The 25,291-nt window shown below is 42.2% G+C and carries 24 protein-coding genes; 14 read left to right on the top strand and 10 right to left on the bottom strand.

Going from position 1 to position 25,291, the window contains the following annotated elements; translation table 11 throughout:
• The coding region (locus tag ABZA00_RS06520) for a transposase (RefSeq protein ID WP_372881344.1) at positions 1 to 126 on the top strand (126 nt) is incomplete at its 5' end.
• A 116-nt stretch (positions 127 to 242) separates the two neighbouring features.
• On the opposite strand, the gene ABZA00_RS06515 is transcribed toward ABZA00_RS06520, so the two are convergent.
• Entirely contained in the window at positions 243 to 752 is a 510-nt protein-coding gene (locus ABZA00_RS06515) for a DUF2062 domain-containing protein (RefSeq protein WP_372881342.1), read from the bottom strand.
• 35 nt (positions 753 to 787) lie between these two features.
• Here ABZA00_RS06515 and ABZA00_RS06510 point away from each other — a divergent pair, with 35 nt between their 5' ends.
• From ABZA00_RS06510 to ABZA00_RS06470, 9 genes are all read left to right on the top strand, one after another.
• Complete coding sequence (locus ABZA00_RS06510; RefSeq protein WP_372881341.1) at positions 788 to 3,178, top strand: DNA internalization-related competence protein ComEC/Rec2; 2,391 nt, start codon at positions 788 to 790, stop codon at positions 3,176 to 3,178.
• A 19-nt stretch (positions 3,179 to 3,197) separates the two neighbouring features.
• Positions 3,198 to 4,949 (top strand): lipid A ABC transporter ATP-binding protein/permease MsbA, encoded by a 1,752-nt coding sequence (msbA, locus tag ABZA00_RS06505; protein WP_372881340.1) that lies wholly within the window; start codon positions 3,198 to 3,200, stop codon positions 4,947 to 4,949.
• Positions 4,949 to 5,911 (top strand): tetraacyldisaccharide 4'-kinase, encoded by a 963-nt coding sequence (gene lpxK / locus ABZA00_RS06500; protein WP_372881339.1) that lies wholly within the window; start codon positions 4,949 to 4,951, stop codon positions 5,909 to 5,911. Before msbA ends, lpxK begins: the two co-directional genes overlap by 1 nt.
• The gene (locus tag ABZA00_RS06495) at positions 5,905 to 6,084 is read left to right on the top strand and encodes a Trm112 family protein (protein WP_372881338.1); all 180 of its coding nucleotides are present in this window, start codon (positions 5,905 to 5,907) and stop codon (positions 6,082 to 6,084) included. Before lpxK ends, ABZA00_RS06495 begins: the two co-directional genes overlap by 7 nt.
• Positions 6,085 to 6,086: 2 nt before the next feature.
• Positions 6,087 to 6,854 (top strand): 3-deoxy-manno-octulosonate cytidylyltransferase, encoded by a 768-nt coding sequence (gene kdsB / locus ABZA00_RS06490; protein ID WP_372881337.1) that lies wholly within the window; start codon positions 6,087 to 6,089, stop codon positions 6,852 to 6,854.
• Positions 6,855 to 6,862: 8 nt separating this feature from the next.
• The gene (locus ABZA00_RS06485) at positions 6,863 to 7,801 is read left to right on the top strand and encodes a hypothetical protein (RefSeq protein ID WP_372881336.1); all 939 of its coding nucleotides are present in this window, start codon (positions 6,863 to 6,865) and stop codon (positions 7,799 to 7,801) included.
• Positions 7,802 to 7,811: 10 nt separating this feature from the next.
• Positions 7,812 to 8,711, top strand: a complete 900-nt coding sequence (locus tag ABZA00_RS06480) for a DUF350 domain-containing protein (protein ID WP_372881335.1) — start codon at positions 7,812 to 7,814, stop codon at positions 8,709 to 8,711.
• A gap of 226 nt (positions 8,712 to 8,937) precedes the next feature.
• A complete protein-coding gene (locus ABZA00_RS06475) occupies positions 8,938 to 10,638 on the top strand; it encodes a polyamine aminopropyltransferase (protein ID WP_372881334.1) in 1,701 nt (566 codons plus the stop codon).
• A gap of 84 nt (positions 10,639 to 10,722) precedes the next feature.
• Positions 10,723 to 11,484, top strand: a complete 762-nt coding sequence (locus ABZA00_RS06470) for a DeoR/GlpR family DNA-binding transcription regulator (protein ID WP_372881333.1) — start codon at positions 10,723 to 10,725, stop codon at positions 11,482 to 11,484.
• 71 nt (positions 11,485 to 11,555) lie between these two features.
• On the opposite strand, the gene ychF is transcribed toward ABZA00_RS06470, so the two are convergent.
• From ychF to nadK, 8 genes are all read right to left on the bottom strand, one after another.
• The gene (gene ychF / locus ABZA00_RS06465; RefSeq protein ID WP_372881332.1) at positions 11,556 to 12,647 is read right to left on the bottom strand and encodes a redox-regulated ATPase YchF; all 1,092 of its coding nucleotides are present in this window, start codon (positions 12,645 to 12,647) and stop codon (positions 11,556 to 11,558) included.
• A 145-nt stretch (positions 12,648 to 12,792) separates the two neighbouring features.
• Positions 12,793 to 13,386: an aminoacyl-tRNA hydrolase gene (gene pth / locus ABZA00_RS06460; protein ID WP_372881331.1), complete on the bottom strand. Its 594-nt coding sequence runs from the start codon at positions 13,384 to 13,386 to the stop codon at positions 12,793 to 12,795.
• 6 nt (positions 13,387 to 13,392) lie between these two features.
• Positions 13,393 to 14,019, bottom strand: coding sequence for a 50S ribosomal protein L25/general stress protein Ctc (locus tag ABZA00_RS06455; RefSeq protein WP_372881330.1), 627 nt, complete (start codon positions 14,017 to 14,019; stop codon positions 13,393 to 13,395).
• Between the two features lie 259 nt (positions 14,020 to 14,278).
• Entirely contained in the window at positions 14,279 to 15,226 is a 948-nt protein-coding gene (locus ABZA00_RS06450) for a ribose-phosphate pyrophosphokinase (RefSeq protein WP_372881329.1), read from the bottom strand.
• A 97-nt stretch (positions 15,227 to 15,323) separates the two neighbouring features.
• Positions 15,324 to 16,178 carry a 4-(cytidine 5'-diphospho)-2-C-methyl-D-erythritol kinase gene (ispE, locus tag ABZA00_RS06445; RefSeq protein WP_372881328.1) on the bottom strand — a complete coding sequence of 285 codons (855 nt, stop codon included), beginning with the start codon at positions 16,176 to 16,178 and terminating at the stop codon, positions 15,324 to 15,326.
• Between the two features lie 213 nt (positions 16,179 to 16,391).
• A complete protein-coding gene (gene lolB, locus ABZA00_RS06440) occupies positions 16,392 to 16,991 on the bottom strand; it encodes a lipoprotein insertase outer membrane protein LolB (RefSeq protein ID WP_372881327.1) in 600 nt (199 codons plus the stop codon).
• A gap of 190 nt (positions 16,992 to 17,181) precedes the next feature.
• Positions 17,182 to 18,858, bottom strand: coding sequence for a DNA repair protein RecN (gene recN, locus ABZA00_RS06435; protein WP_372881326.1), 1,677 nt, complete (start codon positions 18,856 to 18,858; stop codon positions 17,182 to 17,184).
• Positions 18,859 to 19,016: 158 nt separating this feature from the next.
• Positions 19,017 to 19,916 carry an NAD(+) kinase gene (gene nadK / locus ABZA00_RS06430; protein ID WP_372881325.1) on the bottom strand — a complete coding sequence of 300 codons (900 nt, stop codon included), beginning with the start codon at positions 19,914 to 19,916 and terminating at the stop codon, positions 19,017 to 19,019.
• 207 nt (positions 19,917 to 20,123) lie between these two features.
• Between nadK and grpE the strand changes: the two genes are divergently transcribed.
• The 4 genes from grpE (at position 20,124) to ABZA00_RS06410 (ending at position 25,059) form a co-directional block, all read left to right on the top strand.
• Positions 20,124 to 20,732, top strand: a complete 609-nt coding sequence (grpE, locus tag ABZA00_RS06425) for a nucleotide exchange factor GrpE (protein ID WP_372881324.1) — start codon at positions 20,124 to 20,126, stop codon at positions 20,730 to 20,732.
• 216 nt (positions 20,733 to 20,948) lie between these two features.
• Positions 20,949 to 22,871, top strand: coding sequence for a molecular chaperone DnaK (gene dnaK / locus ABZA00_RS06420; protein WP_372881323.1), 1,923 nt, complete (start codon positions 20,949 to 20,951; stop codon positions 22,869 to 22,871).
• 122 nt (positions 22,872 to 22,993) lie between these two features.
• The gene (gene dnaJ, locus ABZA00_RS06415; protein WP_372881322.1) at positions 22,994 to 24,118 is read left to right on the top strand and encodes a molecular chaperone DnaJ; all 1,125 of its coding nucleotides are present in this window, start codon (positions 22,994 to 22,996) and stop codon (positions 24,116 to 24,118) included.
• Between the two features lie 320 nt (positions 24,119 to 24,438).
• Positions 24,439 to 25,059, top strand: coding sequence for an FKBP-type peptidyl-prolyl cis-trans isomerase (locus ABZA00_RS06410; RefSeq protein WP_372881321.1), 621 nt, complete (start codon positions 24,439 to 24,441; stop codon positions 25,057 to 25,059).
• Between the two features lie 122 nt (positions 25,060 to 25,181).
• Here the strand turns inward: ABZA00_RS06410 and ABZA00_RS06405 are convergent.
• Positions 25,182 to 25,291, bottom strand: a 110-nt coding sequence (locus ABZA00_RS06405; protein ID WP_372881343.1) for a transposase, incomplete at its 5' end; no start/stop codon positions are given.

The raw sequence follows: 25,291 nt of genomic DNA, 5'->3' as shown, positions 1-25,291 counted from the left end.
CCCGATATACATCGTTATCTATGGAATGGTGCGTTATGGTCTCCCAGTTACTTTGCCGGATCATGTGGCGGTGCTGCGCTAGATGTCCTGACGACTTATATCGAGCAACAAAATAGACCTAAGTAACGTTAATGCTTCGCATCAATGATTTTCATCACCGCCATGAATGACGGTGTTTTTCATCTAAATGGATAAAACCAATAAAACTGTCGGAATTAAAGTTGTGGTGATAATTTAAGCCGTCATTTTTTATTTCTGCGTTGCCACTTTTTGATGATAGTAAAACGCCAAAAGGCACGAAATAATAGATAGCCTAAAAATGCACAAGCACTGCCGAGTAGTAATGAACCTAAAAATAATGGCGGGGCGATTGTGCCAAATGTCGCTCTTAACCAGGAATAAGAGAGTTCGAAGTGAAAATGCTGGACAGGCAGGTGCAGGAGAAAAGCCCCTAAACGATAGGCACCATAAAATAAGGGCCCCATGGTCAGCGGATTTGAAATCCATACCAGAGCAACGGAGATGGGCAGGTTAACCGAAAATAAAATTGCGATAGTTGCCGCTATCAGCATTTGAAATGGAAGAGGGATCCAGGCACAAAAAAGACCAACAGCGACCGCGCCAGCTGCACTGCGGCGGTTTAAATGCCATAAATTGGGATTGTGCAGCGTTTCACCAAAATGCCTGAGGTGTGGATGTGCTTTTAATGTTTCAGTTTTTGGTATAAAACGTTTAAGAAATTTTTTTGGCATATAATTAATGTTTAGGTAAATGAATTCGGATAACAATGCGCTTATTATTGTGGCTGTCGATTATTGTTTTTATATCAAGTTTATTTTGGCAAAATTTATTAGATAATAACGGAATCATATACGCTAGCGTTATCTTTATTGCTTTGTTTTTTATACCGCGTTTACGCATTTTAGCGGTAATCCCTTTTTTTGCTGTTTATTTTTCACTTTATGCGCAATTAACCCTAACCGGAACGCTGGCAGCTTCCCCTGTCACTCTTACTTCCTTTTTTTCAAATCCACACTCCCTGCAAGCATCCGTAGACGGGCAAGACCATATCATAGTTGCACAAATTAAATCATTAATCAGTGATAAAAATAGTGGCTATTTTAGCGCTAAATTAGTCGAACTTGATGGACATCACTTAAATTATTCACCTTTATTGGAAATGCGCTGGTATGCGCCGACTATTAAAGTCCAAGAGGGCGAAAAGCACGTTTTTAAGGTGCGTTTCAAACCCGTCTACGGGCGAGCTAATCCTGCAGGGTTTGACCGGCAAAAATGGAAATATTCTGAGCATATTGCTTATCAGGCAACCATCAAAAAACATATTAAACAGCAAACTTCCGCTTTTTCTTTGAGAGCTGCTTTATATGAGGAAGTACTCGCACTGTCCGGTTCTTTAAAAAATCAGGGCGTTATCCTGGCGTTATCTTTTGCGGATAAATCATTAATAAATCTATCACAAAAAACGCAGATTAAAAAGTTGGGCATCGCCCATCTGTTTGCTATTTCAGGTCTGCATATCAGTCTGTTTTTTTCCTGCATTTATCTGTGCGCCGCTTACTTTATTCAGTCTTTTTCTCCCAAAAGATACCTGGGCTGGTTTTCCTGGCGATTTCTTAATGTTAGCGCATTACTGGGAGCATTTTTATATGCTTATTTAGCGGGTTTCTCTCTGCCAACCCAGCGTGCCTTTTTAATGTTGTTATTTGCTGTTGTCATTTTATCAATGAAACGCAGGTGCAGCTTAATCGATTTATTGCTGCTGACACTTTTTGTGATTTTAGTGTGGGATCCTTTAGCAGTACTCAGTTTAAGCTTATGGTTATCCTATTTTGCGGTGTGCACAATATTAATTGTGCTCTGGCACTTCCCACAGTTTATCAATGGTGCCGAAAGGAGGGGAAGCAGGGCCGGATTGAGTAAAATAAAGCACTATCTGTCTCTGCTTTTGCTGATTCAACTTTCTTTAACCCTGTTAATGTTACCTGTGCAACTGTTGGGTTTTTCTGCATTTTCACTGCTTGCCCCCTTAATTAACCTGGTTGCTGTACCGCTTTTTTCACTGTTAATCATACCGATCACCCTGTTAGCGGTTGTGTTTGCGATCATCTATCAACCTGTTGCCCGGGTATTATTGAATATTTCAGATTATTTAATAAGTTGTTTTTTTGCCGTGTTTGAGCCAACACAATTTGCCTACCTCTCATTTTCTTCTCAGCAAGGGTTATTACTTGTTCTTTTTGTTATGGTGATTGTAGTCAGTTATATTCTGCTTAAACTTAAACATGTTAATGCGCGCCTGCATTATCTTTTCAGTTGCACACTACTCTCTTTTATTTTTATATCTCTGTGGCTAGACAGAGGTAATAAGCCGGATGAGTGGTGGGTCGAGGTGATGGATATAGGGCAGGGGTTGTCGGTTTTAGTCAGAAATCAGGGGCAAAGTCTACTTTATGATACTGGACCACGTTATCCTTCAGGCTTCACAACGGCAGAGGTTGAGACTGTACCGTATCTGCATTCTATCGGTATTACCAGGCTGAATTATCTGCTGATCAGCCACAGTGATATTGACCATGCGGGCGGTTTTGATCTGATTAACCGGACTTTTCTGCCTGACACCCTGATAATGGGGGAACCACTCACATTGGCAGGGCAACAAAATAAAGACACAAAATTGTGCCGTGCCGGGATGCGCTGGTCATTAGGCGCTCTTTCGGTGCGTGTATTATCACCAGTAACGCTCAGTGACAACAATAATAACAACTCCTGCGTAGTGCATATTGATGATGGGGTTCATGCACTTCTGTTAACCGGAGATATAGATAAAAAACAAGAGATTAAATTAGCTGAGAAATATGGCTCTGATCTGCAGAGTGATCTTTTGTTAGCTGCACATCATGGCAGTAAGCACTCATCAAGTGAAGTGTTTATTAAAACGGTCGACCCGCAGTGGGTTATTTTTAGCGCCGGATTTATGAACCAATGGGGATTTCCTGCAACGCAGGTAAAGTTACGTTATGCCGAGCAAAATGTTAGAATGGCAAACAGTGGCCTGAATGGCTTTATTCGTTTTAAAATAACAAGAGAAAATATTAATATGCAAACATATAGAGAAGATCTTGCGCCATATTGGTATCATCACTCTTTTTCTCTCTAATACAATTACTTGGTGAAGCATGGAAAATAAAGAAGTGAATAGTTGGCTGGTTTTTAAGCGACTACTCGGATACGTTAAAGAGTTTAAATTAGGGTTAATTGCCGCGATCATTGCGATGACCGGTTATGCAGCAGTTGATGCAACCTTTATCTATTCGATTAAACCCCTGATGGATGAGGGGTTAACCGGGCAGGATCCTGATGTTTTAAAGTTTATGCCAATTTTTGTGATTTTAATTGTCGGCGCAAGGGGGCTGGTTGCTTTTGTCAGTTCTTATTGTATGTCATGGGTAGGTACCCATGTGGTAATGAAATTACAACGAGAGTTGTTTAACCATTTAATCGCCTTACCCATCAGCTTTTTTGATAAAACCAATACCGGAGATCTGCTCTCTAAAATCACCTACGACGCTAACCAGGTCACCACAGCCTCTACCTCTGCATTGATAAAAATATTCCGTGATGGCGCCACTATTGTTGCGCTGGTTGGTCTGATGTTTGTACAAAGCTGGCAATTATCACTGGTTTTCTTTTTGATTGCCCCGATTGTGGCGACAGCTATTAGCGTTGTCAGTAAACGTTTTCGAAAAATCAGTAAAAACCTGCAAAATGCCATGGGCTCAGTGACAACAGCATCAGAGCAGATGTTAAAAGGTCACAAAGAAGTGTTAATGTTTGGTGGCCAAAAAGTTGAAAATGAAAAATTTAATCAGGTCAGTAATTCTGTACGTTCGCAAAATATGAAAATGGCCAGTGCCCAGGCGATCAGCACTCCGGTGGTTCAAAGCCTCGCTTCTTTTGCGCTCGCTTTTATTCTGTTTCTGGCCACTAAACCCGCCATTATTGATGATTTAAGTCCGGGGACTTTTGTCGTTATTATTTCTTCTATGATGGCGTTAATGAAACCCTTAAAAGCGGTAACGGAAGTCACCAGCCAAATTCAGCGGGGAATTGCCGCCAGTGTGAGCTTGTTCAATGTCCTGGATACCGCCGCTGCTGTCGATTCCGGCAGTAAAGTGATTGAACGTGCGAGGGGGGATATTGAACTGAAAAATATTGTTTTTACCTACCCGAACGCTGAAAAACCGGCATTAAATAATGTCAGCTTTAAAGTGAAAGCAGGGGAAACCTTTGCGCTGGTTGGACGCTCCGGCAGCGGCAAATCAACCATTGCCAATTTACTGACCCGTTTTTATGATATTGACAGTGGTGTGATCACGGTTGACGGAGTGAATATTCAGGAATACACACTGGCTTCATTACGCGATCAGGTTGCCATTGTTTCTCAAAATGTGCATCTGTTTAACGATACCATTGCCAATAATATTGCCTATGCAAGTGACGGCAAATTTACCCGGGAAGATATTATCAAAGCCGCTGAAACTGCCAATGCGATGGAGTTTATTAATCGTTTTCCACAAGGCTTAGATACCCTTATTGGTGAAAATGGAACCTTGCTATCGGGCGGACAGCGGCAAAGACTGGCCATTGCCCGAGCGCTATTGCGCGATGCGCCTATTCTGATTTTGGATGAGGCAACCTCCGCTTTAGATTCAGAATCAGAACGGCATATTCAGGCTGCACTTGATGAATTACAAAAAAACAGAACCTCTATTGTTATTGCCCATCGCTTATCAACCATTGAGCATGCGGATCAAATCTTAGTAATTGATGAAGGTCGTGTGGTAGAACGTGGTACTCATGCTGAACTTATTGATAAAAAAGAGATTTATCATACTCTTAGTAAAATTCAAGCTTCTGGAGATTTATAATGCCCTTTTGGTACCGCCCGGCCACCTGGGCGTGGTTACTTTTTCCACTGGCTTTATTATTCAAAATAATCAGTCTGTGCCGTCGCGGGCTTTACCGCAAAGGGGTTTTTAAAAGTTACAAAAGTAACCTGCCCGTTATCATTGTCGGCAATATCTCTGTGGGCGGTAATGGTAAAACCCCTTTTGTTATCTGGTTGTGCGAAAAGCTTATTGATGCTGGCCATAAACCCGCTGTGATCAGCCGCGGTTATGGCGGTAAAAGCAGCGCTTATCCGCTGCTTGTTGATGAAAATATAACCGGCAAAGAAGCAGGGGATGAACCTCTTTTAATTTATAAACGTCTTGGTATTCCGGTGGTCGTTGATCCGGTTCGCAGCAATGCCGTTAAATATCTCGAGCAGCATCTCCCGGTGGACATTATTATCAGTGATGATGGCCTGCAGCATTATGCACTGCAACGTGATATTGAAATTGTTATTATTGATGGAAAGCGCCGTTTTGGTAATCAGCACGTTATGCCGATGGGGCCATTGCGGGAAACTTTATCGCGTTTAAATAGCGTTGATTTTTTGATTAATAACGGTGAGCAACACGCTAACGAACATACCATGCTGTTAAAAGCGCAACCCTGCAGACGTGTTGATGGTCATGAAGGTCAACTGACTGCTAAAGATAAAGTGAATGCCTGTGCCGCGATCGGTTTCCCGGCGCGATTTTTCGACACTCTTAAGCAACAACAATTTGAAATTTTAAAAGCCGTAGGTTTTAATGACCATCATGCTTTTGTAAAGGATGATTTTGCGCAATTCGATACCTCTATACCGCTGTTGATGACAGAAAAAGATGCGGTTAAATGCACCTTTTTTGCACAACAAAACTGGTGGTATCTGCCTGTTTCAGCGGAATTGCCTGCGGCTTTTGAACAACAATTATTAAGTAGGATTAAGGATATACAATGTTAGACATTAAGTTACTCGATATTATCGCCTGTCCGGTATGCAAAGGTAAACTAAGTTATAAAAAATCAAGCAATGAACTGATTTGTAAATTTGATCATCTTGCGTATCCGGTGATTGATGGTATCCCCGCTTTATTACAAGTAAAAGCCCGTAGCATTGCAACTGGTGAGGAATAACAATGTCATTTATTGTGGTGATACCGGCGCGTTATCATTCAACCCGATTACCAGCTAAACCTCTGCTTGATATTCTGGGTAAAACTATGATTGAACGGGTTGCGCAGCAGGCTTTAAAAAGTGGCGCAAAACAGGTTATTGTCGCGACCGATGATCAGCGTATTGCTGATGCTATCAGCCACATTGACAATATTGACCTGTGTATGACTTCCTGTGAACATGAGTCCGGTACAGACCGTCTCGCGGAAGTATGTCAAAAGTTTAACTTTGCTGATGATGAAATAATTGTTAACGTGCAGGGAGACGAGCCGTTAATTCCGCCGTCTGTGATCAAACAGGTGGCGGGCAACCTGCAGCAAAATCCTGTTGCCAGCGTGGCCACATTAAGTGCGCCTATTGAAGATGTTGCTGATGTTTTTAATGCCAATGCGGTCAAAGTGGTTTGTGATAAAAATGCGCTCGCTTTGTATTTCAGTCGTGCCACTATACCCTGGGACAGGGATAATTTCAGTGCTCAGAATCAGGCAAAAAAATCTTTAAATTATGATAAGTTACAACGTCATATCGGTATTTATGCTTACCGTGTTTGTTTTCTTAGACAATACACGCAATTATCAGTTTCTCCTTTAGAATTGATAGAAAAATTGGAGCAACTGAGAGTATTATGGCATGGTTATAAAATTCACGTGCAGCAGGCTAATGAAATTCCCCCCGCAGGAATTGATACGCAAGAGGATTTGCAGCGTGTTATAGCGTACTTATCGAATTAGGGAAGGTAATGAAAACAAAACTATTTTTTATTCTGGGGCTGAGTTTATTGCTGATTGCCTGTGGAGATGATCGCCCGGACCGTCTGCAAGCCAATATTAAAAGCGCTGAATATTTAACCGATAATCTTGGGGCAACCCTCGATACTAATGGAATACGTAATGCTTCAATTTTACGTGAATATGCAAGACTGCTGAGTGAAGAAAAGCCGCAACTTAAACCTTTATTGACTGAGTTAAGTCGTGATGCCAGCCGCCAGGGCCCGCTCTTTCAGGGCTTGAAAAAACGTTTAAAAACACTGCAGGAGCAACCGCAGGTATTGGGGGATATCGAAGCGCAATTGTTCGAGTCGGAAAATTTAATGGCGGCAACGGATCCGCTGCTGTTTAATGATGCGTTATCGGATCCGATTAATGTGATTGCCGATATGTCCGATGGCAAGTTGGCCCGGGTTAATGCGATTAGCAAACAACAGAGTTTGCGCGCAAATGCTGCGCAGGACAACGGCCCCGGCAGCCAATTAGTGGGTAATCCCGGCTACGGGCAATGGCAGACGGACAGCAGTGGCATGTCGTTTTGGCAGTGGTACGGCATGTATGCCATGTTTTCGGCCTTAACGCCTAATCGAATCCGCTATGACAGTTGGTCATCTGGTCGTGATTATAGTTATTACAATGATGTCGGCCGTAACCGTTATACCTCACCGCAACAGGCAAAATCTCAGGATAATTTGGCGGCGAGAACCAAAAAGCAATTTGCCGGTAAGGGGGGATTTCAAAGCCCCTATGCGAAGTCGAAAACCGGAGCAAGCAGTATCTCTTCCTCCAGCCGACAAGCACAGCAAACGACTTCTTTTGCTGGGAAGTCTAATTATTCAAAAACAAAATCAGCGAGCAGTTTCAGAAATAGTACAACGACGACTTCTCGTGGCATAAGTCGCGGAAAATAAGGTTAATAATATGAGTGAAGTAATGACTACATTAGCACAGTACGGTAATTTGATCGTTTACTTATTGATCGACATGGTGGTGGCTATCCTGTTATTGGGGGGCATCCGTTATACGATGGGCTTCATCGGTAATGTGGATACCAAAAAGGAGTTGGCGATAAATGACAATTTTGCTTATGGTATCAGTCTGGCTGGTGGCGTGGCCGCGATGGGGATTGCGTTAAGTGGTGCAATTACGGGAGAGTTGGCCGGTACCTACACCGTTGAGCTAATGGGGATGTTAACCTACGGTATTATCGGTTTATTATTAATTAAGGCCGGGCGCCATATTCACGATAAATTCGCCTTACCTGATTTCCATAAACACGAGCTTATCCTGCAGAAAAATATTTCTGTCGGTGTGGCTGATGCCGCGTCAGTTATTGCGACTGCTATCGTAGTGCGTGCTGCTCTGCTCTGGGCGGAAGGGCTGGGTATCAAAACCTTTGTCGCTATTTTATCTGCCTGGATAATTTCACAACTGATGTTGTTAATTATTACCCGGATATTTGAATGGGGATATGCGAGAAGCAACGGTATCAGTTTTCAGGCCGCGCTGGAGAAAGGGCAGTTGGCGCTCGCTATCCGCTACTCCGGATATCTGATTTCAACGGCGATGTCAGTCACAGCAGCAAGTTATTTTGTAGTTTATGATGCGCAATCTCTATGGGCGGGCATTGCACAATGGACTATCATGAGTGTGATTCTGATGGTTGCACTAACGATATTAACCAGTGTTGCAAAATTTATTGTACTGTGGGGAATCAATCGCCGCGAAGAGGTTGAAGATCAGCAAAATGTTGGTATTGCCACTGTCGAATTAGCGACATCTTTTGCCATTGCCTTGCTGCTGATGGGGTTAATGACCTGAGGTAAAAGGCAATCACTTATTCGTTATTTAATGGGTCATCTTTTGATGGCCTTTTTTTATATTAATCCAGATAACTTGCCAGTTAAAATCAAGAGTAACAACGTTGTTATGAATCCCAATAGCAAGCTATTACTCAAGCAAAGAGCTTGATCTTCTTAGTTTTTCCTGCGCAATATTAAAACAGCTACTGCCCCGGATTGTTATTACCTCTATTTAGAGAACAAAAATGCACAATGGAAAAAAATTAAAACTCTTTATTGATGATAGTCTGCTTATCTTAATCATGGCGACGCTGGCTTGTTGCGGCCTGATTTATGAGTATTTACTGTCACATTATTCCGCACGCATATTAGGCAGTGTTGAAACCGTTATTTATGCGATTATCGGTATTATGATTGTCTCTATGGGCTTAGGGGCATTTGCGGCGAAAAAAATTTCCGATGCATTTCAAGGTTTTGTGATTTTAGAATTAGTGGTGGCTTTTATCGGCTGTACTGCCACGCTGCTGATTGCCTCGCTGATCGGGCTTGGACAAACCTTACCGACTTTGCTCGCTGAAACCTACCAAATCCCCGTGGATATCCGCCTTGAAGGGGGGATAATTGCACAAATCAACTGGTTGAGCATGCAGTTACCTTACTTTTTTGCCTTTCTGCTGGGCTTATTGATCGGCATGGAGATTCCGCTGATTGCGCGTATTCGCGAAACCGTCTATGGGCATCATTTGGCTCATAATGCCGGGACAATTTACGGTGCTGATTATATTGGAGCCGGTATTGGCGCTGCGATTTGGGTGTTATTTATGCTGCGCATCGAAATCAGTCAGGCCGCGGCCCTGACTGCAACCTTGAATTTAGTTGCGGGTTTTATTTTTATGCTGCGTTTTAAGGGCTGTTTAAGGCATATCAAAAAACTGCTGTTCGGGCATCTTCTGTTAGGCACCTTAGTGCTGCTGGTTTTCCAGTATGGCGGTATCTGGCAGCAGCAGATGCAGAATGTTCTGTATCAGGATAAAGTGGTTTATCAGACCCAAACACCTTATCAAAACCTGGTGTTTACGCAGCGTAATTTAGGCGGCAAAGTTGAACCTATTTTTAACTTTTATATTAATGGCCGTTTACAGTTCTCCAGCCTGGATGAGCAAATTTACCATGAGTTTCTGGTGCATCCCGCCATGCAGGCTGCGGGGCGGCAAAATAACATATTAATTATTGGCGGTGGTGATGGTCTGGCATTGCGGGAAGTGTTGCGATGGCAGCCGCAGAAGGTAACATTAATCGACTTAGATGCACAGTTGATTGAACTATTTAAATCACCGGATAAACTTCTCCCTCCTTATTTAGCCGGGAAGGTAGAGGCATTAACAGCGTCCAGCTTTAATGACAAGCGTGTGACGGTTATTAATGAGGATGCTTTTATCGCCATTGATAAACTGGCGCATAATAAAGGGTTGTTTGATGTGATTATTATCGATCTGCCGGATCCCAGCCATCCTGATTTAAATAAACTATACAGCGTTAATTTTTATTACCGGCTTAATCATTTGTTAAATGGAGACGGTGTGATAGTGGTGCAGTCCACGTCGCCATTCCACGCCCGTAATGCCTTTATCTCCATTGCCAAAACCATAGAGGAAGCTAACTTTTCATTTGTCGAGCAATACCATCAGAATGTACCTTCATTTGGTGAATGGGGATGGACCATTGCTACTAAATCAGGTGCCGGTGTTAGCAAACGTTTACAAAATACAGAATCCTTGGCGGTAGATACACAGTGGTTAACCATGCCATTATTAAAAAGTGCTTTTGTCTTCCATAAAGGCTTTTATGATGATATTAAGGATATTAAAGTCAACCAGTTAGGCTCAAATCAACTCTACCAATATCATCAGCAGGCGTGGGAAAGAGAAACCGAGTTATCACCATAACAGCAAATGAGTTTGCGAATAATACGTATAACGCAGGTGCTTCTCTTGTGTGATAATTGGAAAGGTAACGCATAAGGATCAAAGATGTTACAGCAAGAAAGACATGAAAAAATATTGGATTTGATCAGTCAATCAGGCCGCGTTTATGCCGCTGAATTAAGTCAAACGCTGCAGGTATCTGAAGATACCATCCGCCGGGATCTGAAACTATTAGATGATCTGAAAAAATTACGCAGGGTGCACGGTGGTGCGCTGCCGCTGCAGCAGGAGTTTCAGGAATATCGCGATCGCCAGGATGAAATCGATCCGTTAAAAAAACGGGTCGCATTGGCTGCAATCCCCTTTATCAAAGAAAAGCAAACCATATTAATTGACTCCGGCACCACCTGCCTGCAACTGGCGATGAATTTGCCTACTCATTTTAATTTTACCGTGGTCACTCCAAGTCCGCTGGTAGCGACTAAGTTAATGCATCATAATAATATAGAATTAATTTTATTAGGCGGTCGGGTTTCTAAATCTGCGGTAATGGTACTCGGGGCAACAACCAATGCCATGCTCAGGAAAATCCATTTTGATGCCTGTTTTTTAGGTGTTTATGCATTGCACCCAAGTCAGGGATTGACCATTAACCATTTGGATGAGGCAGAGACATTAAATACCATCATTGAACAGTCAGAGTTAGTGGTCGTGTTGGGATCTGCATTTAAACTCGGTAAGGTGGGCACGCATAAAGTCTGTAACAGTAATAAACTGGATGTGCTTGTGACTGATGCCAATTCAGATGCGAAAGTGCTTAGTTTATTGCAGGAGAAGGGGGTAAAAATAGCAATTTGTGCCGACTGATTTTGTTCTGTAGGCGTTCAATAAGCAACAAAAAAGGCAACCGAAGTTGCCTTTTTACCAATCAAACGTCTTTAAACGTTAAAACGGAAGTGAATAACGTCACCGTCCTGGGTTACGTAGTTTTTACCTTCCAGACGCCATTTACCCGCTTCTTTTGCGCCGGCTTCGCCTTTGAACTGGATAAAGTCATCAAAACCAATAATTTCTGCGCGAATGAAACCACGTTCAAAATCACTGTGAATTACGCCTGCTGCCTGTGGTGCGGTCGCGCCAACTTTGACGGTCCATGCACGTACTTCTTTAACACCGGCGGTGAAATAGGTCTGCAAATGCAATAATTGATAGCCGCTATAAATTACGCGGTTTAAACCCGGCTCTTCCTGGCCAATACCTTCCAAGAATTCTAACTTGTCTTCTTCGTCAAGTTCAGCAATTTCAGACTCTATTGCAGCGCAAACAGGTACGACAACAGCGCCTTCTTTATCAGCAATTTCACGCACGATATCTAAATACGGGTTATCTTCAAAACCGTCTTCACTGACATTGGCAATATACATGGTTGGTTTTGAGGTTAAGAAATTTAAGTAAGCAACCGCTGCTTTTTCTTCTTTAGTTAAATCAAGACCACGTACCATGCCGTCGGCTTCAAGGTGAGCTTTGATTTTTTCCAGTACCGGCAGTTCAAATTTTGCATCTTTATCGCCGCCTTTGGCTTTTTTAGCGATACGTAAAATGCTGCGTTCACAGCTTTCCAGATCAGCAAGAGCAAGCTCGGTGTTGATGATGTCGATATCATCTTTAGGATTGATTTGACCCGCTACATGAACGATATTATCATCCTGAAAACAGCGAACTACATGACCAATTGCATCGGTTTCACGAATATTTGCCAGAAATTTATTGCCCAGACCTTCACCTTTTGAGGCGCCTTCAACTAAACCGGCAATATCTACGAATTCCATTGTGGTCGGCAGAATGCGTTGCGGGTTGACAATTTTAGCCAGTTGATCAAGACGTGGATCAGGTACAGGTACGATACCTGTATTAGGTTCAATCGTACAAAACGGAAAGTTAGCAGCTTCAATGCCCGCTTTAGTTAAGGCGTTAAATAATGTTGATTTACCAACATTGGGTAAACCGACGATGCCACATTTGAAACCCATGATATGTATCCTATTTTGTTAGTTATTGTGTTACTGTTCAGCTCAATGGTATCGTATCCATTACCTGGTTAGCTACTCCTTCCCTGCTTAAAAACAGAATGGAATAGCCACTTCCTGAACAATGACATATTAATTTAAGTGAGGGTTATTTTACCGCTTTAAAACTATGCAGGCGATTCATCGCTTTTGCTAACCCGTCCTGCCCCAGAATATGGGTACAGCGTGCCGCTTCATCGATGCTTTGGTCAATCAGGTTTTGTTCACTGATGGGGGCTTTGCCAAGAACATAACCACTGACCCTGTTTTTGTCACCCGGGTGACCGATGCCAATACGCAGACGGTAAAAATTTTTGTTATTACCCAATTTACTAATGATATCTTTCAAACCATTATGCCCGCCATGACCGCCACCTAATTTAAACTTCGCTGTACCGGGAGGCAGATCCAGTTCATCGTGAGCGACGAGGATCTCTTCAGGTTTGATACGATAAAAATTCGCCATAGCAGCAACAGATTTTCCGCTAAGGTTCATAAAGGTAGTTGGAACAAGAAGACGCAGGTCATTACCAGCGAATTGTATTCTTCCGGTCAGGCCGTAAAACTTTGCTTCGGCTTTAAGCTGGATGTTTTCTTGAGAGGCGAACTGGTCTAAGTACCACTGTCCGGCATTGTGTCTGGTTTGAGCATATTCGGGGCCTGGATTAGCCAGGCCCACAAGTAGTTTAATCGTCGTTGACACGATTAATTAAGCGTCAGCTTCTGTTTCAGTTTCTGCTTCAGCTTCTTCTTCAGCAGGTGCTGCTTTAGCAAGTGAGATTGAAACTACTGGAAGGTCGTGTGCTTCACCTTTGTTTAGTTCAACAGACTCAACACCTGCAGGAAGTTTTAGATCAGAAAGGTGTAACGTATCACCAATTTCCATTCCTGAGATATCTACTTCGATGAATTCAGGTAGATCAGCCGGTAGACAGATTACTTCAACTTCGTTAGCTGTGTGAGCAACTACGCCACCATTTTTAACTGCTTCTGCAGTTTCTTCATTTAGGAAGTGCAGAGGAACTGTAGTTTGCAGTGTTTGTTTTGCATCAACACGTAATAAATCTAAATGTTGAACACGTGGTTTAAAAGCATGACGTTGTACAGCTTTAAGTACAACTTGCTCAGCAACACCATCGATTTCTAAATCTAGTACTGAAGAGTAGAATGCTTCAACAGCTTCTGCTTTCATGACTTCTTTATGTTCAAAAGTAACAGAAACAGGTGCTTTACCGGCTCCGTATACGATTGCTGGTACTAGGTCTGCATGACGTAGGCGGCGGCTCGCACCTTTCCCTAGGTCTGTACGTGTTGTTGCGATTAATTTAATAGACATGGTTTAACTCCAATAGAGAGGATACTGTTATAAAGTTCCTCAAATTTAAAATAGGTTTGAACTTGCGACCAGATCAAACCACCTTATTCGGCAGTTTCAGGCTGCGTATAAAAAGGCGCGCCATAATACCCTGATGGGACAATTTTGTACAACATTAAAAGGAATTTCAGGTACAAAAAAACGCTTAATTGTAAAACAACTAAGCGTTTTTTATTTTTAAGGCAGCTAATTAACCTTGAAAGAGGAAAATCAGCAGCAATTAATAATGGAACATTGCCGAAATTGACTCTTCGTTGCTTACGCGACGGATGGCTTCAGCAAGCATGCCACTCAGGGTTAACTGTTTAACTTTACCCGTTGCAATGATCTCTTCAGATAATGGAATGGAGTCGGTTACGATGAACTCATCAATCATTGAATTCTTAATGTTTTCTGCAGCCTTGCCGGAGAATACCGGGTGGGTTGCATAGGCATAAACAGAGATAGCACCACGCTCTTTAAGAGCCGCAGCTGCCTGGCATAATGTGCCGCCGGTATCGATCATATCATCAACAATAATACAGTGACGTCCTTCAACATCACCGATAAGGTGCATTACCTGCGCAACGTTAGCTTTAGGACGACGTTTGTCGATAATCGCCAAATCTGCATCGTTTAATAATTTAGCATGAGCACGTGCACGTACAACACCACCAATATCGGGAGAAACAATCATTGGATTATCGAGCTTCTTCTCAAGCATATCTTCAAGTAAAACAGAGCTGCCGAAAACGTTATCTACCGGCACATCAAAGAAACCTTGAATCTGTTCTGCATGCAGATCAACCGTTAATACGCGGTCAACACCCACATTAGATAAAAAGTCAGCAACTACTTTTGCAGTAATAGGCACACGTGAAGAACGCACACGACGATCTTGACGGGCATAACCAAAGTAAGGAATTACGGCTGTAATACGGCCAGCTGATGCGCGACGAAGTGCATCAATCATAACGATTAATTCCATTAGGTTATCATTTGTTGGCGCACAAGTAGACTGTACGATAAAAATATCATCACCACGTATATTTTCATTAATTTGCACGTGGATCTCTCCATCGCTGAAGCGGCCAACATCCGCACTTCCTAGTTTAATGAAAAGACGATCTGCAATTTTTTTGGCCAGATCAGGTGTAGCGTTACCAGCAAATAGTTTCATATTTGGCACTGTGAGGACCTCTGTAATCCTGATGAGTGTGTATCAAAAAGCAAAATGCTAATTAACATTTAGTATTAATTACCTTGTGGTAATCAATAAGGGAATTTTATTTAAGTGTTGCTAATAATTCATTTAATGGTGAATTATTTAATCCCTTCGTGGCGAATCCAGCTAACCAGTCAGGAGTTTTATCTAACACAATTTGAGCTTCATGAAGACTGTTAAATGTACTGAAAACACATGCACCAGTTCCAGTCAATCGCGTCGGCGCGTATTCTATCAACCAGTCTATAACCTTGGCAACCTTAGGATAATTTTTTTTCACATAAGGTTGGCAGTCGTTTAGCCAATTTTGACTTATTAACTGTGCATGACCTTTTTTTGGGGTATTACGGATAAGCTCTTTTGCCTGGAAAATGGCGGGGGTTGAAATATGGCAGTCAGGAACGGCGACCAGATAACTCTTTTCAGCAATATCAACCGGGGTTAATTGCTCACCGATACCTTCTGCGATCGCAGCTTTCCCATAGATAAAAATGGGTACGTCAGCCCCTAATCTGACACCTATTTCAGACAGTTTTGTTTTTGTTAAATTGATGTTCCAGTGATAATTTAATGCAACTAAAATCGTTGCCGCATCAGATGAACCTCCTCCGAGTCCACCTCCCATCGGCAAATTTTTTTCCAGCTCAATGTGGGCACCGTTATTTTCTGCCGTATAGGGCTTAAGCATCATCGCTGCTTTATAGATAAGATTATCTTCCAAGGCTAAGCCTTCGAGACTGGGGGAGAGGGTGATTTTCCCGGATAGGTTAGGTGTAATGGTTAAGTAATCACATAACTCTATAAATTGAAACAGAGTTTGTAATTCATGATAACCATCTGCCCGTTGCCCGGTTATATATAAAAATAAATTAAGTTTAGCGGGAGCGGGCCAGCGAATAGCGTCATTCTTTGTCATTTTTATCTCTTTATTTGGCAAATTCTTGTTATCTGTGCGCTGAGTCTTTTGCAGAAAAGATAGTAGCGATTTATTTTGTAAAATACAGCCAGAAGTAATCAGTACGACCTTCCCTAAAAAATAAAAGAAGTGAAAAATAAGAAAATTTCTGATACCTGTTTTTATGGCCGTTATTTACGGGCAGTTGCGCTTTTGGAAAATATTAACGCTTCCCTACGGGAGACTTAATAACCATTTTTGAATGGCGAATTTTATCAGTAAATTATGGCGGTTAAGCTGCAGCCTATGGGGCAGGCTGATCTGTTGAATGGTTTTATAATCGCTGTAATCTACAGACCAGTTGTCATTTTCGCTGTCCTGCCCGGTCAAGCTGACCAGCTGATTGTTTTCATCAAGCAGATAAATAGCATTAGTCGGATTGCCTTTAATCCATTGCTGCAAAACATCCACCGGCAATGTCAAACCTGACAATTGTCGAATCAGTTCCTGAGAGTTCTGGCCAAAATAAACTTTTCCGCTATCGTCGGTGATTGTTGTTCCGGTTGTTGTTTTTTTAATATCTAAAATTGTTGCCCCTAAAAAGCTGGTTAAAGTGATATGGAAGTCATCACCATTTTGCTGCCAGTAAATATTCAGGCTGTGGCGCTTTTCCGGAGTAATCACCGCCACCTTCCCGCTTAATGTCCAGTGAGTTAATGTCTCAAGCTGCTGCTGGTGCGCTGCCCAATCCGCGGTTTCTACAGGCGGCTCTGGTATTTGCGCACAACCAACCATAAATAAAGCAAAAACGATACTAAGAAAGGAGATTTTCATATTTGATAACCGCATAAGATAAATGAATAATATTAACCAGTCATACAAATAAAGACAGGTTTATTTTAATTTAAAAATTACATTATGGACTATTTTAAAAGTAAAAATGACAAATCACATTCCCATACAGAGCATGGGAATGTGTAAAAAGAGGGATAAAACTTGCCTTAGTAAGCAGTGCGGCTAAAATTTATTCTACTAATAACTCTTGTGCATTAGCTAAAGTATGTTGGGTAATACGATCTCCGCCTAACAACCTCGCTAATTCATTTAAACGATCCTGCTGGTTCAGCTTAACCATAGTTGTGTTGGTAGTTTTACCATTACTCTGTTTATTAACAAACATCTGCTGATGACCATTACCAGCGACCTGCGGCAGGTGGGTCACACACAGGATCTGGGTATTGTCGCCCAGGCTGCGTAATAATTTACCCACCACGGATGCGGTGGCGCCGCTGATGCCTACATCTACTTCATCAAAAATAAGTGTCGGTGTGGAAACGCGCTGGCTGATTATTACCTGAATAGCCAGTCCGATACGTGATAATTCACCACCTGAAGCCACTTTACCGAGATCCTGCAAAGACTGACCGGCATTTGTTGCTACCTTAAATTCAATATTATCAATGCCCAGAGGGCTTAATGTTGGTTCATTTGCCTGCGAAAGCGCAACTTCAAAAATCCCTTTTTCCATATTCAGCTGCTGAATGCTGGCGGTGATCTTTTTACTTAATTCTTTAGCGTATCGTGAACGGCTTTGGCTAAGTTTTTGTGCGTGCTTGAAATAGTTTTCCTGCGCCTGTTGTAAATCGATTGTGAGCTGCTCTATTTGACTGTCGAAATTGTTTAATTGTTTATATTCTTTGGTTAATTTCTGATGATGTTCAAAAAGAAACTCCGGTTGAATCTGGTGTTTACGGGCCAAAGATAAGACATCACTGATACGTGTTTCCAATTGCTGAAAATGCTCAGGGTCAAGCTCCAGATTGTCACTGAAATGACGTAATTCATAACTGGCCTCTTCTATTTGAATAATGGCTTCCTGCAGCGTGCTGATAATGCTCTCCAGAGAAGGGTCATTGTCTACCTGGTGCTCAAGTGCGCTAACGCTTTTACGCAATAAACTCAGCGAATCAACTTCTTCACCATCACTTAACTGCAGCAGGCTGATCTGGCAGGTTGTTAATAAAGCGCCGCTATTGGCTAGCCGTTTATGCTCCTGTTCTATCTCCTGAAACTCATTTTCTGCCAGTGCAAAAGCGTCCAATTCCTCTATCTGGTATTCCAGCAGTTGTTTGCGCGCCTGCTTCTCCTGCTGATTAAGCTGCAGCTGTTTGAGTTGTTTGTTAAGAAAATGCCAGCCCTGATAGGTGTCTTTTACTTTTTGCAGTAAAAGATGATGACCTGCATATTCATCAATAATGCTAAGTTGAATATCATTTTTAAGCAGGCTTTGATGGGCGTGCTGACCGTGAATGTTAACCAGCAGCTGACCAAGGCTTTTGAGTTGTGATAAAGGGACTGGAGTGCCATTAATATAAGCACGGGAACGGCCTTCACGGGTAATAATCCGGCGCAATAAACATTCTGTATTATCACTTTGGGAGTCTTCAAGATCATTGTTTTTTAACCAGTTTTTTGCATGAGGTGTGTCATTTAAGGTAAAGCGCGCATTAACTTCAGCCTGCTCGGTGTCAACTCTGACCATATTTGCATCGGCGCGATCTCCAAGGCATAACCCCAGGGCATCAATAGCAATGGACTTACCTGCACCCGTTTCACCGGTGATGGTGGTCATTCCCTGATGAAATTCTAATTCTAAAAATTGGACAATGGCAAAATTTTGGATGGTTAACTGAGTAAGCATAATCTTCACACCTAAAAGAGATTAATAAACACTGGTTTTAGATACAGTATACACTGTGTTTATTAACAGTAAAGATTGTGCCTGCTTTTTTATCTGAATTTTCAGCCGATTGAAATAAAGCCAACCGGCAGAAATTTTAGGTAAAATCTTTTATTGGGTTAAAAGAGCTTGTTACCCCAGCCGAGTTTATTTTGTAACACATGGAAATAGTTATAGTTTTGCGGGTGAACTAACTTTAATTTATGCTGGGTTTTTTTGATGATCACTTCATCACCGGGCAAAACCGATAAATTGACATGGCTGTCACAACTAATCTGCATTTCACTGCTGTTCGATTCTGCAATTTTTAAACGCACGCAACTGTTGGCATCAATAACAATAGGGCGGCTGTTTAATGTATGCGGAAACATAGGCAACAAACTGATCGCATCCAGGTTCGGAGTTAAAATAGGACCGCCCCCCGAAAGCGAGTAAGCTGTTGAACCCGTGGGCGTAGAGATAATAAGACCGTCGGCGCGCTGGTTTAGCATAAAATTATCGTTGACATAAACTTCAAATTCAATCATATGGGCAATTTTGTCGGGATGCAGCACCGCCTCATTGACCGCGGTATTGCTGCTTTTCATATGGCCATGGCTGTGAACCTGCGCCTCTAATAAAAAGCGATGCTCGGTCTGATAATTACCCTGCAGCACCTGCTCCAGAGGCTGTTCAAAATCATCCGGATCAAGGTCAGTTAAAAATCCCAAATTACCGCGGTTGACACCAATTACGGCAATATCGAAGCGGGCTAATACACGTGCGGCGCCGAGCATATAGCCATCTCCGCCTATCACTATCGCTAAATCACAGTTCTTGCCTATGCCAACCAAATCTGCGCAGTGAAAGCCATTGATCGGCAGATCATTGGCAATACGCTGATCAATAACCAGCTTTATACCCTTTGCTTTTAAAAAGTCATATAACGCTAATAAAGTTTGCCTGGCTTCCGGATGCTCCGTTTTAGCAATTAAGCCGACAGTTTTAAATTCAATGTGATCGTGACGGTGGGCACTCATAGGACTCCTTTAGCAGTGCAACCTTAATATAGTCAAAGTATAACCCGAACTAATGCAGCAGATATACTCATTTACTGCCGGGGCTTTTTTTGTGCTTAAAGTGGTAAAGAATTTACCCATATTCAAATAACAGGCTTGAAACTATAATTGTGATCCCCATAATAGAGCCTATCTAAATGTAACCCTGTAATTGAGTAGGATAAGACGATGAATAAAGAAAAAGAAATCAACCCGGAAGAGCAAGTGGAAGCTGAACAAGTAGAAAATGTTGAAGCAGCTGAAGCACAGGTTGAATCCGTAGAATCACAAGGTGAGTCTGATGCCGCTAAAGAAGAGAATATGATTGAAGCACTGAATAAAAAATTAGCCCTTGCGGAACAACAGATTCTTGACCAGCAGGATGCGGTTGTCCGGGCACAGGCCGAAGTTGCCAATGCGCGCCGGATCGCTGCGTTAGATGTGCAAAAAGCACATAAGTTTGCACTTTCGAAATTTGCCGATGGCCTGCTACCTGTTATCGACAGCATGGAAATGGCTATTAGCCATGCCGATAAAGAAGATGAAGCATTAAAGCCGATGATCGAGGGCGTTGAGTTAACCCTGAAATCTATGCTTGATACTGTTGAAAAATTTGGCTTAAAAGTGATTGATCCTAAAGATGAAGCTTTTGATCCGGAAAAACATCAGGCAATGAGTATGCAGGTTGTTCCTAATGTACCGGCAAATCAGGTTATCGCTGTGATGCAGAAAGGTTATGAGTTAAACGGTCGTATTATTCGCCCGGCAATGGTGATGGTTTCTAAAGCGGCAGAATAAGTTATTTTTCCGTAATTTTATTAACAAGGTACTGCGGTACCTTTTTTCTTGGCTGAGAAAAAACAAGAAAAAGATAAATTTTTTTGTTTTTTCCCTTGAAAGAAAAAAATAGTCCCCCACATATAAAACAAATAAAGCGGCGCAGTATTGTGAACTACACAGTTGAGCCGGCTTAATCAATAACACAAAACATAAATAAGTTTGGAGAAATGCAAGATGGGTAAAATAATCGGTATTGATTTAGGTACAACAAATTCGTGTGTATCTGTACTTGTTGGCGGCGTAGCTAAAATCATTGAAAATGCGGAAGGTGAGCGTACTACTCCTTCAATCATCGCTTACACAGATGGTGAAACCCTAGTTGGCCAACCAGCAAAACGTCAGTCGGTAACGAATCCACAAAATACTCTTTTTGCGATTAAACGTTTAATCGGTCGTCGTTTTGAAGATGAAGAAGTACAACGTGATATTAAAATCATGCCTTACAAAATCATTAAAGCTGACAATGGTGATGCATGGGTTGAAGCGCAGGGCAACAAAATGGCACCTCCGCAAATCTCTGCTGAAGTGTTGAAAAAAATGAAAAAAACAGCTGAAGATTATCTAGGTGAGAAAGTAACTGCTGCAGTAATTACTGTTCCTGCGTACTTCAACGATGCACAACGTCAGGCAACTAAAGATGCTGGTCGTATCGCAGGTCTTGATGTTAAACGTATTATCAATGAGCCGACAGCCGCTGCATTCGCATACGGTGTTGATAACGCAAAAGGTGACAGTACTGTTGCTGTATACGATTTAGGTGGTGGTACATTCGATATCTCTATCATTGAAATCGATGAAGTGGACGGTGAAAAAACCTTCGAAGTATTATCAACAAATGGTGATACGCACTTAGGTGGTGAAGACTTTGATAACCGTTTAATCAATTTCTTAGTTGCTGAATTTAAAACTCAGCAAGGTTTTGATCTGACCAATGATCCGCTGGCAATGCAGCGTGTTAAAGAAGCGGCTGAGAAAGCGAAGATTGAGCTGTCAAGCGCACAACAAACAGATATCAATCTGCCTTACATCACGGCTGACGCAACAGGTCCTAAACATTTAAATATCAAAGTAACACGCTCTAAATTAGAGTCTCTTGTTGAAGATATGGTTAAAGCAACTCTTGAACCACTGCGTATCGCTTTAAAAGATGCGGATCTTTCTGTAAACGATATCAATGACGTTATTTTAGTAGGTGGCCAAACACGTATGCCACTTGTACAAAAAATGGTTGCTGAGTTCTTTGGTAAAGAAGCTCGTAAAGATGTTAACCCTGACGAAGCGGTAGCAATGGGGGCGGCGATTCAAGGTGGCGTACTTTCTGGTGATAAAACAGACGTTCTTTTATTAGACGTTACACCGTTATCATTAGGTATCGAAACAATGGGTGGTGTGTTAACCAAAGTTATCGAGAAAAATACCACTATCCCGACAAAACAGTCGCAAACATTCTCAACAGCAGATGACAATCAAAGCGCTGTAACGATTCACATCCTGCAGGGTGAGCGTAAACGTGCTTCTGATAATAAATCACTGGGTCAATTTAACCTTGAAGGTATCCGTAAAGCACCACGCGGTACACCTCAGATTGAAGTGACATTTGATATGGACGCTGATGGTATCCTGCACGTATCTGCGAAAGACAAAGATACTAAACAAGAGCAAAAAATTACCATTAAATCCAGCTCAGGTCTTTCAGAAGAAGAGATTGAAAAAATGGTAAATGATGCCGAAGCAAATGCTGAAGCAGATAAAAAATTCGAAGAAGTTGTTAAGGCGCGTAACCAGGCTGACGCAATGATTCACGGCACGCGCAAGCAGATTGAAGAAGCTGGCGATGCTTTAGCAAGCGACGAGAAAGAAAAAATCGAAGCAGCGCTTAAAGAGTTGGAAGAAGCGGCTAAAGGTGAAGATAAAGATGCAATTGAAGCTAAAACAACTGCACTTGCTGAAGCTTCTGCGAAACTGATGGAAATTGCGCAACAGAAAGCTCAAGCAGAACAAGCTGGTGGTGCTGAAGAAGCGCAGGGCAATGCGAAGCAGGATGACGATATTGTTGATGCTGAGTTTGAAGAAGTGAAAAAAGACGACAAAAAATAATTCAGTAACTGAATTATAATCGTTTTTTATACATCGCGGGTTATGGATTTTTCTGTAATCCGCGTCTTTGTTTTAACTATAACCGGGTAGCTTGGTTATAAACAGCAACGTTGAGAAAAAAAATGGCAAAACGTGATTGTTATGAAGTGCTTGGTATAAGCCGAGATGCGACAGAAAAAGAAGTTAAAAAAGCCTACAAACGTTTGGCAATGAAATATCATCCGGATCGTACCAGTAATGACGGTGACCTTGAAGAAAAGTTCAAAGAAGTAAAAGAAGCTTACGAAATACTGAGCGATCCACAGAAAAAAGCAGCCTATGATCAATACGGACATGACGGGGTAAATCAGCAGGGTCGTGGTGGATTCGGGCACGCAGATTTTGGTGACCAGTTCGGTGATATTTTTGGTGATATTTTTGGTGGCGGTCGTCGCGGTGGGGCTCAGCGTCCACAGCAGGGGTCAGATCTTCGCTATAACATGGAATTAACGCTTGAAGAAGCGGTAAAAGGTATTTCCAAAGAGATTCAAATCCCAACCCAGGTTCATTGTGAACAGTGTAATGGCTCGGGAGCTAAAAAAGGCTCTGAGGTTAAAACCTGTAGTACTTGTCATGGACAAGGCCAGGTGCAGATGCGCCAGGGCTTTTTTGCGGTTAACCAGACCTGTCCGACCTGTCACGGTCAGGGAAAAATTATTAGCGACCCCTGTCATAAGTGTCACGGCCATGGTCGCTATGAGAGCAGCAAAACGCTGTCGGTTAAAATTCCACCCGGCGTGGATACCGGCGATCGTATCCGTTTAAGCGGTGAAGGTGAAGCGGGCGAACACGGCGCACCGGCAGGTGATCTGTACGTGCAGATGAACGTTCTGCCGCATCATGTTTTTGAACGTGACGGCAATAACCTCTATTGTGAAGTACCGATCAGTTTTACCGAAGCAGCATTAGGCGGAGAAATTGAAGTACCGACACTGGATGGTCGTGTGAAACTTAAAATTCCTGCGGAAACGCAAACCGGGCGGATGTTCCGTATGCGCAATAAAGGCGTTAAATCCGTACGCAGTCAGGTGACAGGCGATTTAATGTGCAAGGTACAGGTTGAAACACCGGTTAAATTATCCAGCAAACAGCGTGAATTGCTGAAAGAGTTTGAAAACTTATGCTCTTCAAGCTCAGGTAAACACAAGCCTAAATCCGAGGGTTTTTTAGCGAGTATTAAAACTTTTTTTGACGATTTAAGCAGTTAAGGATCGGCTACAAAATTACTTGCGCTTTTGTTTTCAAAATAGCCAGTCATTCTAGGCTTTTTGGAAACACTTTAGCGCAAGTTATTGTGTAACGATTCCTAAATACACTCGTTATTAAAACTTCAATGCCTCCGCTTGCGGGGGCATTTTTTTTTGGAGAGAGCGGTAGATTAAGCGCTGAATTTAATTTTTTATAAAAAATTTTAAAAAAAATCCATTTTCCCCTTTAAAAGACAATTAAGCCCCCCATATATTTATTGAGTCATCATATATTGATATATAAATAGGGAACTCCCTTTCATAAATTAAGAGAACTAAACATGTCTGAATTACAACTAAACACTCAAGAACAGCAAGCAAGTTACGGTATTGGTCTACAAATGGGTGAGCAACTTGCTTCCAATCCTTTTGAGGGTTTAGAAATCTCTGCTGTTGCTGCCGGATTAGCCGATGCATTTGCCGGTGCAGAAAGCAAAGTATCTCGTGAAGATTTGCAGGCTGCTTTCCAGGTTATCTCTGAACGTATGCAGGCTGAAGCTGCTGAGCAGGCAAAAGTATTAGGCGCTGCTGGCCAGGCTTACCTTGCTGAAAATGCCGCTAAAGAAGGCGTAACAGTGACTGAATCCGGTCTGCAATTTGAAGTGATCAGCCAGGGCGAAGGTGAAACACCAACGGCTGAATCAACCGTTAGCGTGCATTACCACGGTACATTAATCGACGGCACTGTATTTGACAGTTCTGTGCAGCGTGGCCAGCCAGCAGAATTCCCTGTTGGTGGCGTGATTGCAGGCTGGACTGAAGCATTACAACTGATGCCTGTTGGTTCAAAATACAAACTGACTATTCCTGCAGAGCTTGCTTATGGCGAGCGTGGCGCCGGTGCTGCGATCGGTCCACATGCAACATTAGTATTTGAAGTTGAATTATTAGCAATTAAATAATTTAACTGCCTGTTTTACAGGCAATTAAAATGAAAAAGCTCCTAAGCCTCTAAGCTACTAACAGTTTGGGGGCTTTTTTATAGCTTGAAATTGATGAAAATCATTGATGCGAAGCATTAACGTTACTTAGGTCTATTTTGTTGCTCGATATAAGTCGTCAGGGCATCTAGCGCAGCACCGCCACATGATCCGGCAAAGTAACTGGGAGACCATAACGCACCATTCCATAGAT

This window comes from Psychromonas sp., assembly GCF_041586535.1.
Lineage (GTDB): Bacteria > Pseudomonadota > Gammaproteobacteria > Enterobacterales > Psychromonadaceae > Psychromonas.
The sequence above is the reverse complement of the archived record's forward strand: the minus strand, read 5'-3'. Positions and strand labels throughout refer to the sequence as shown.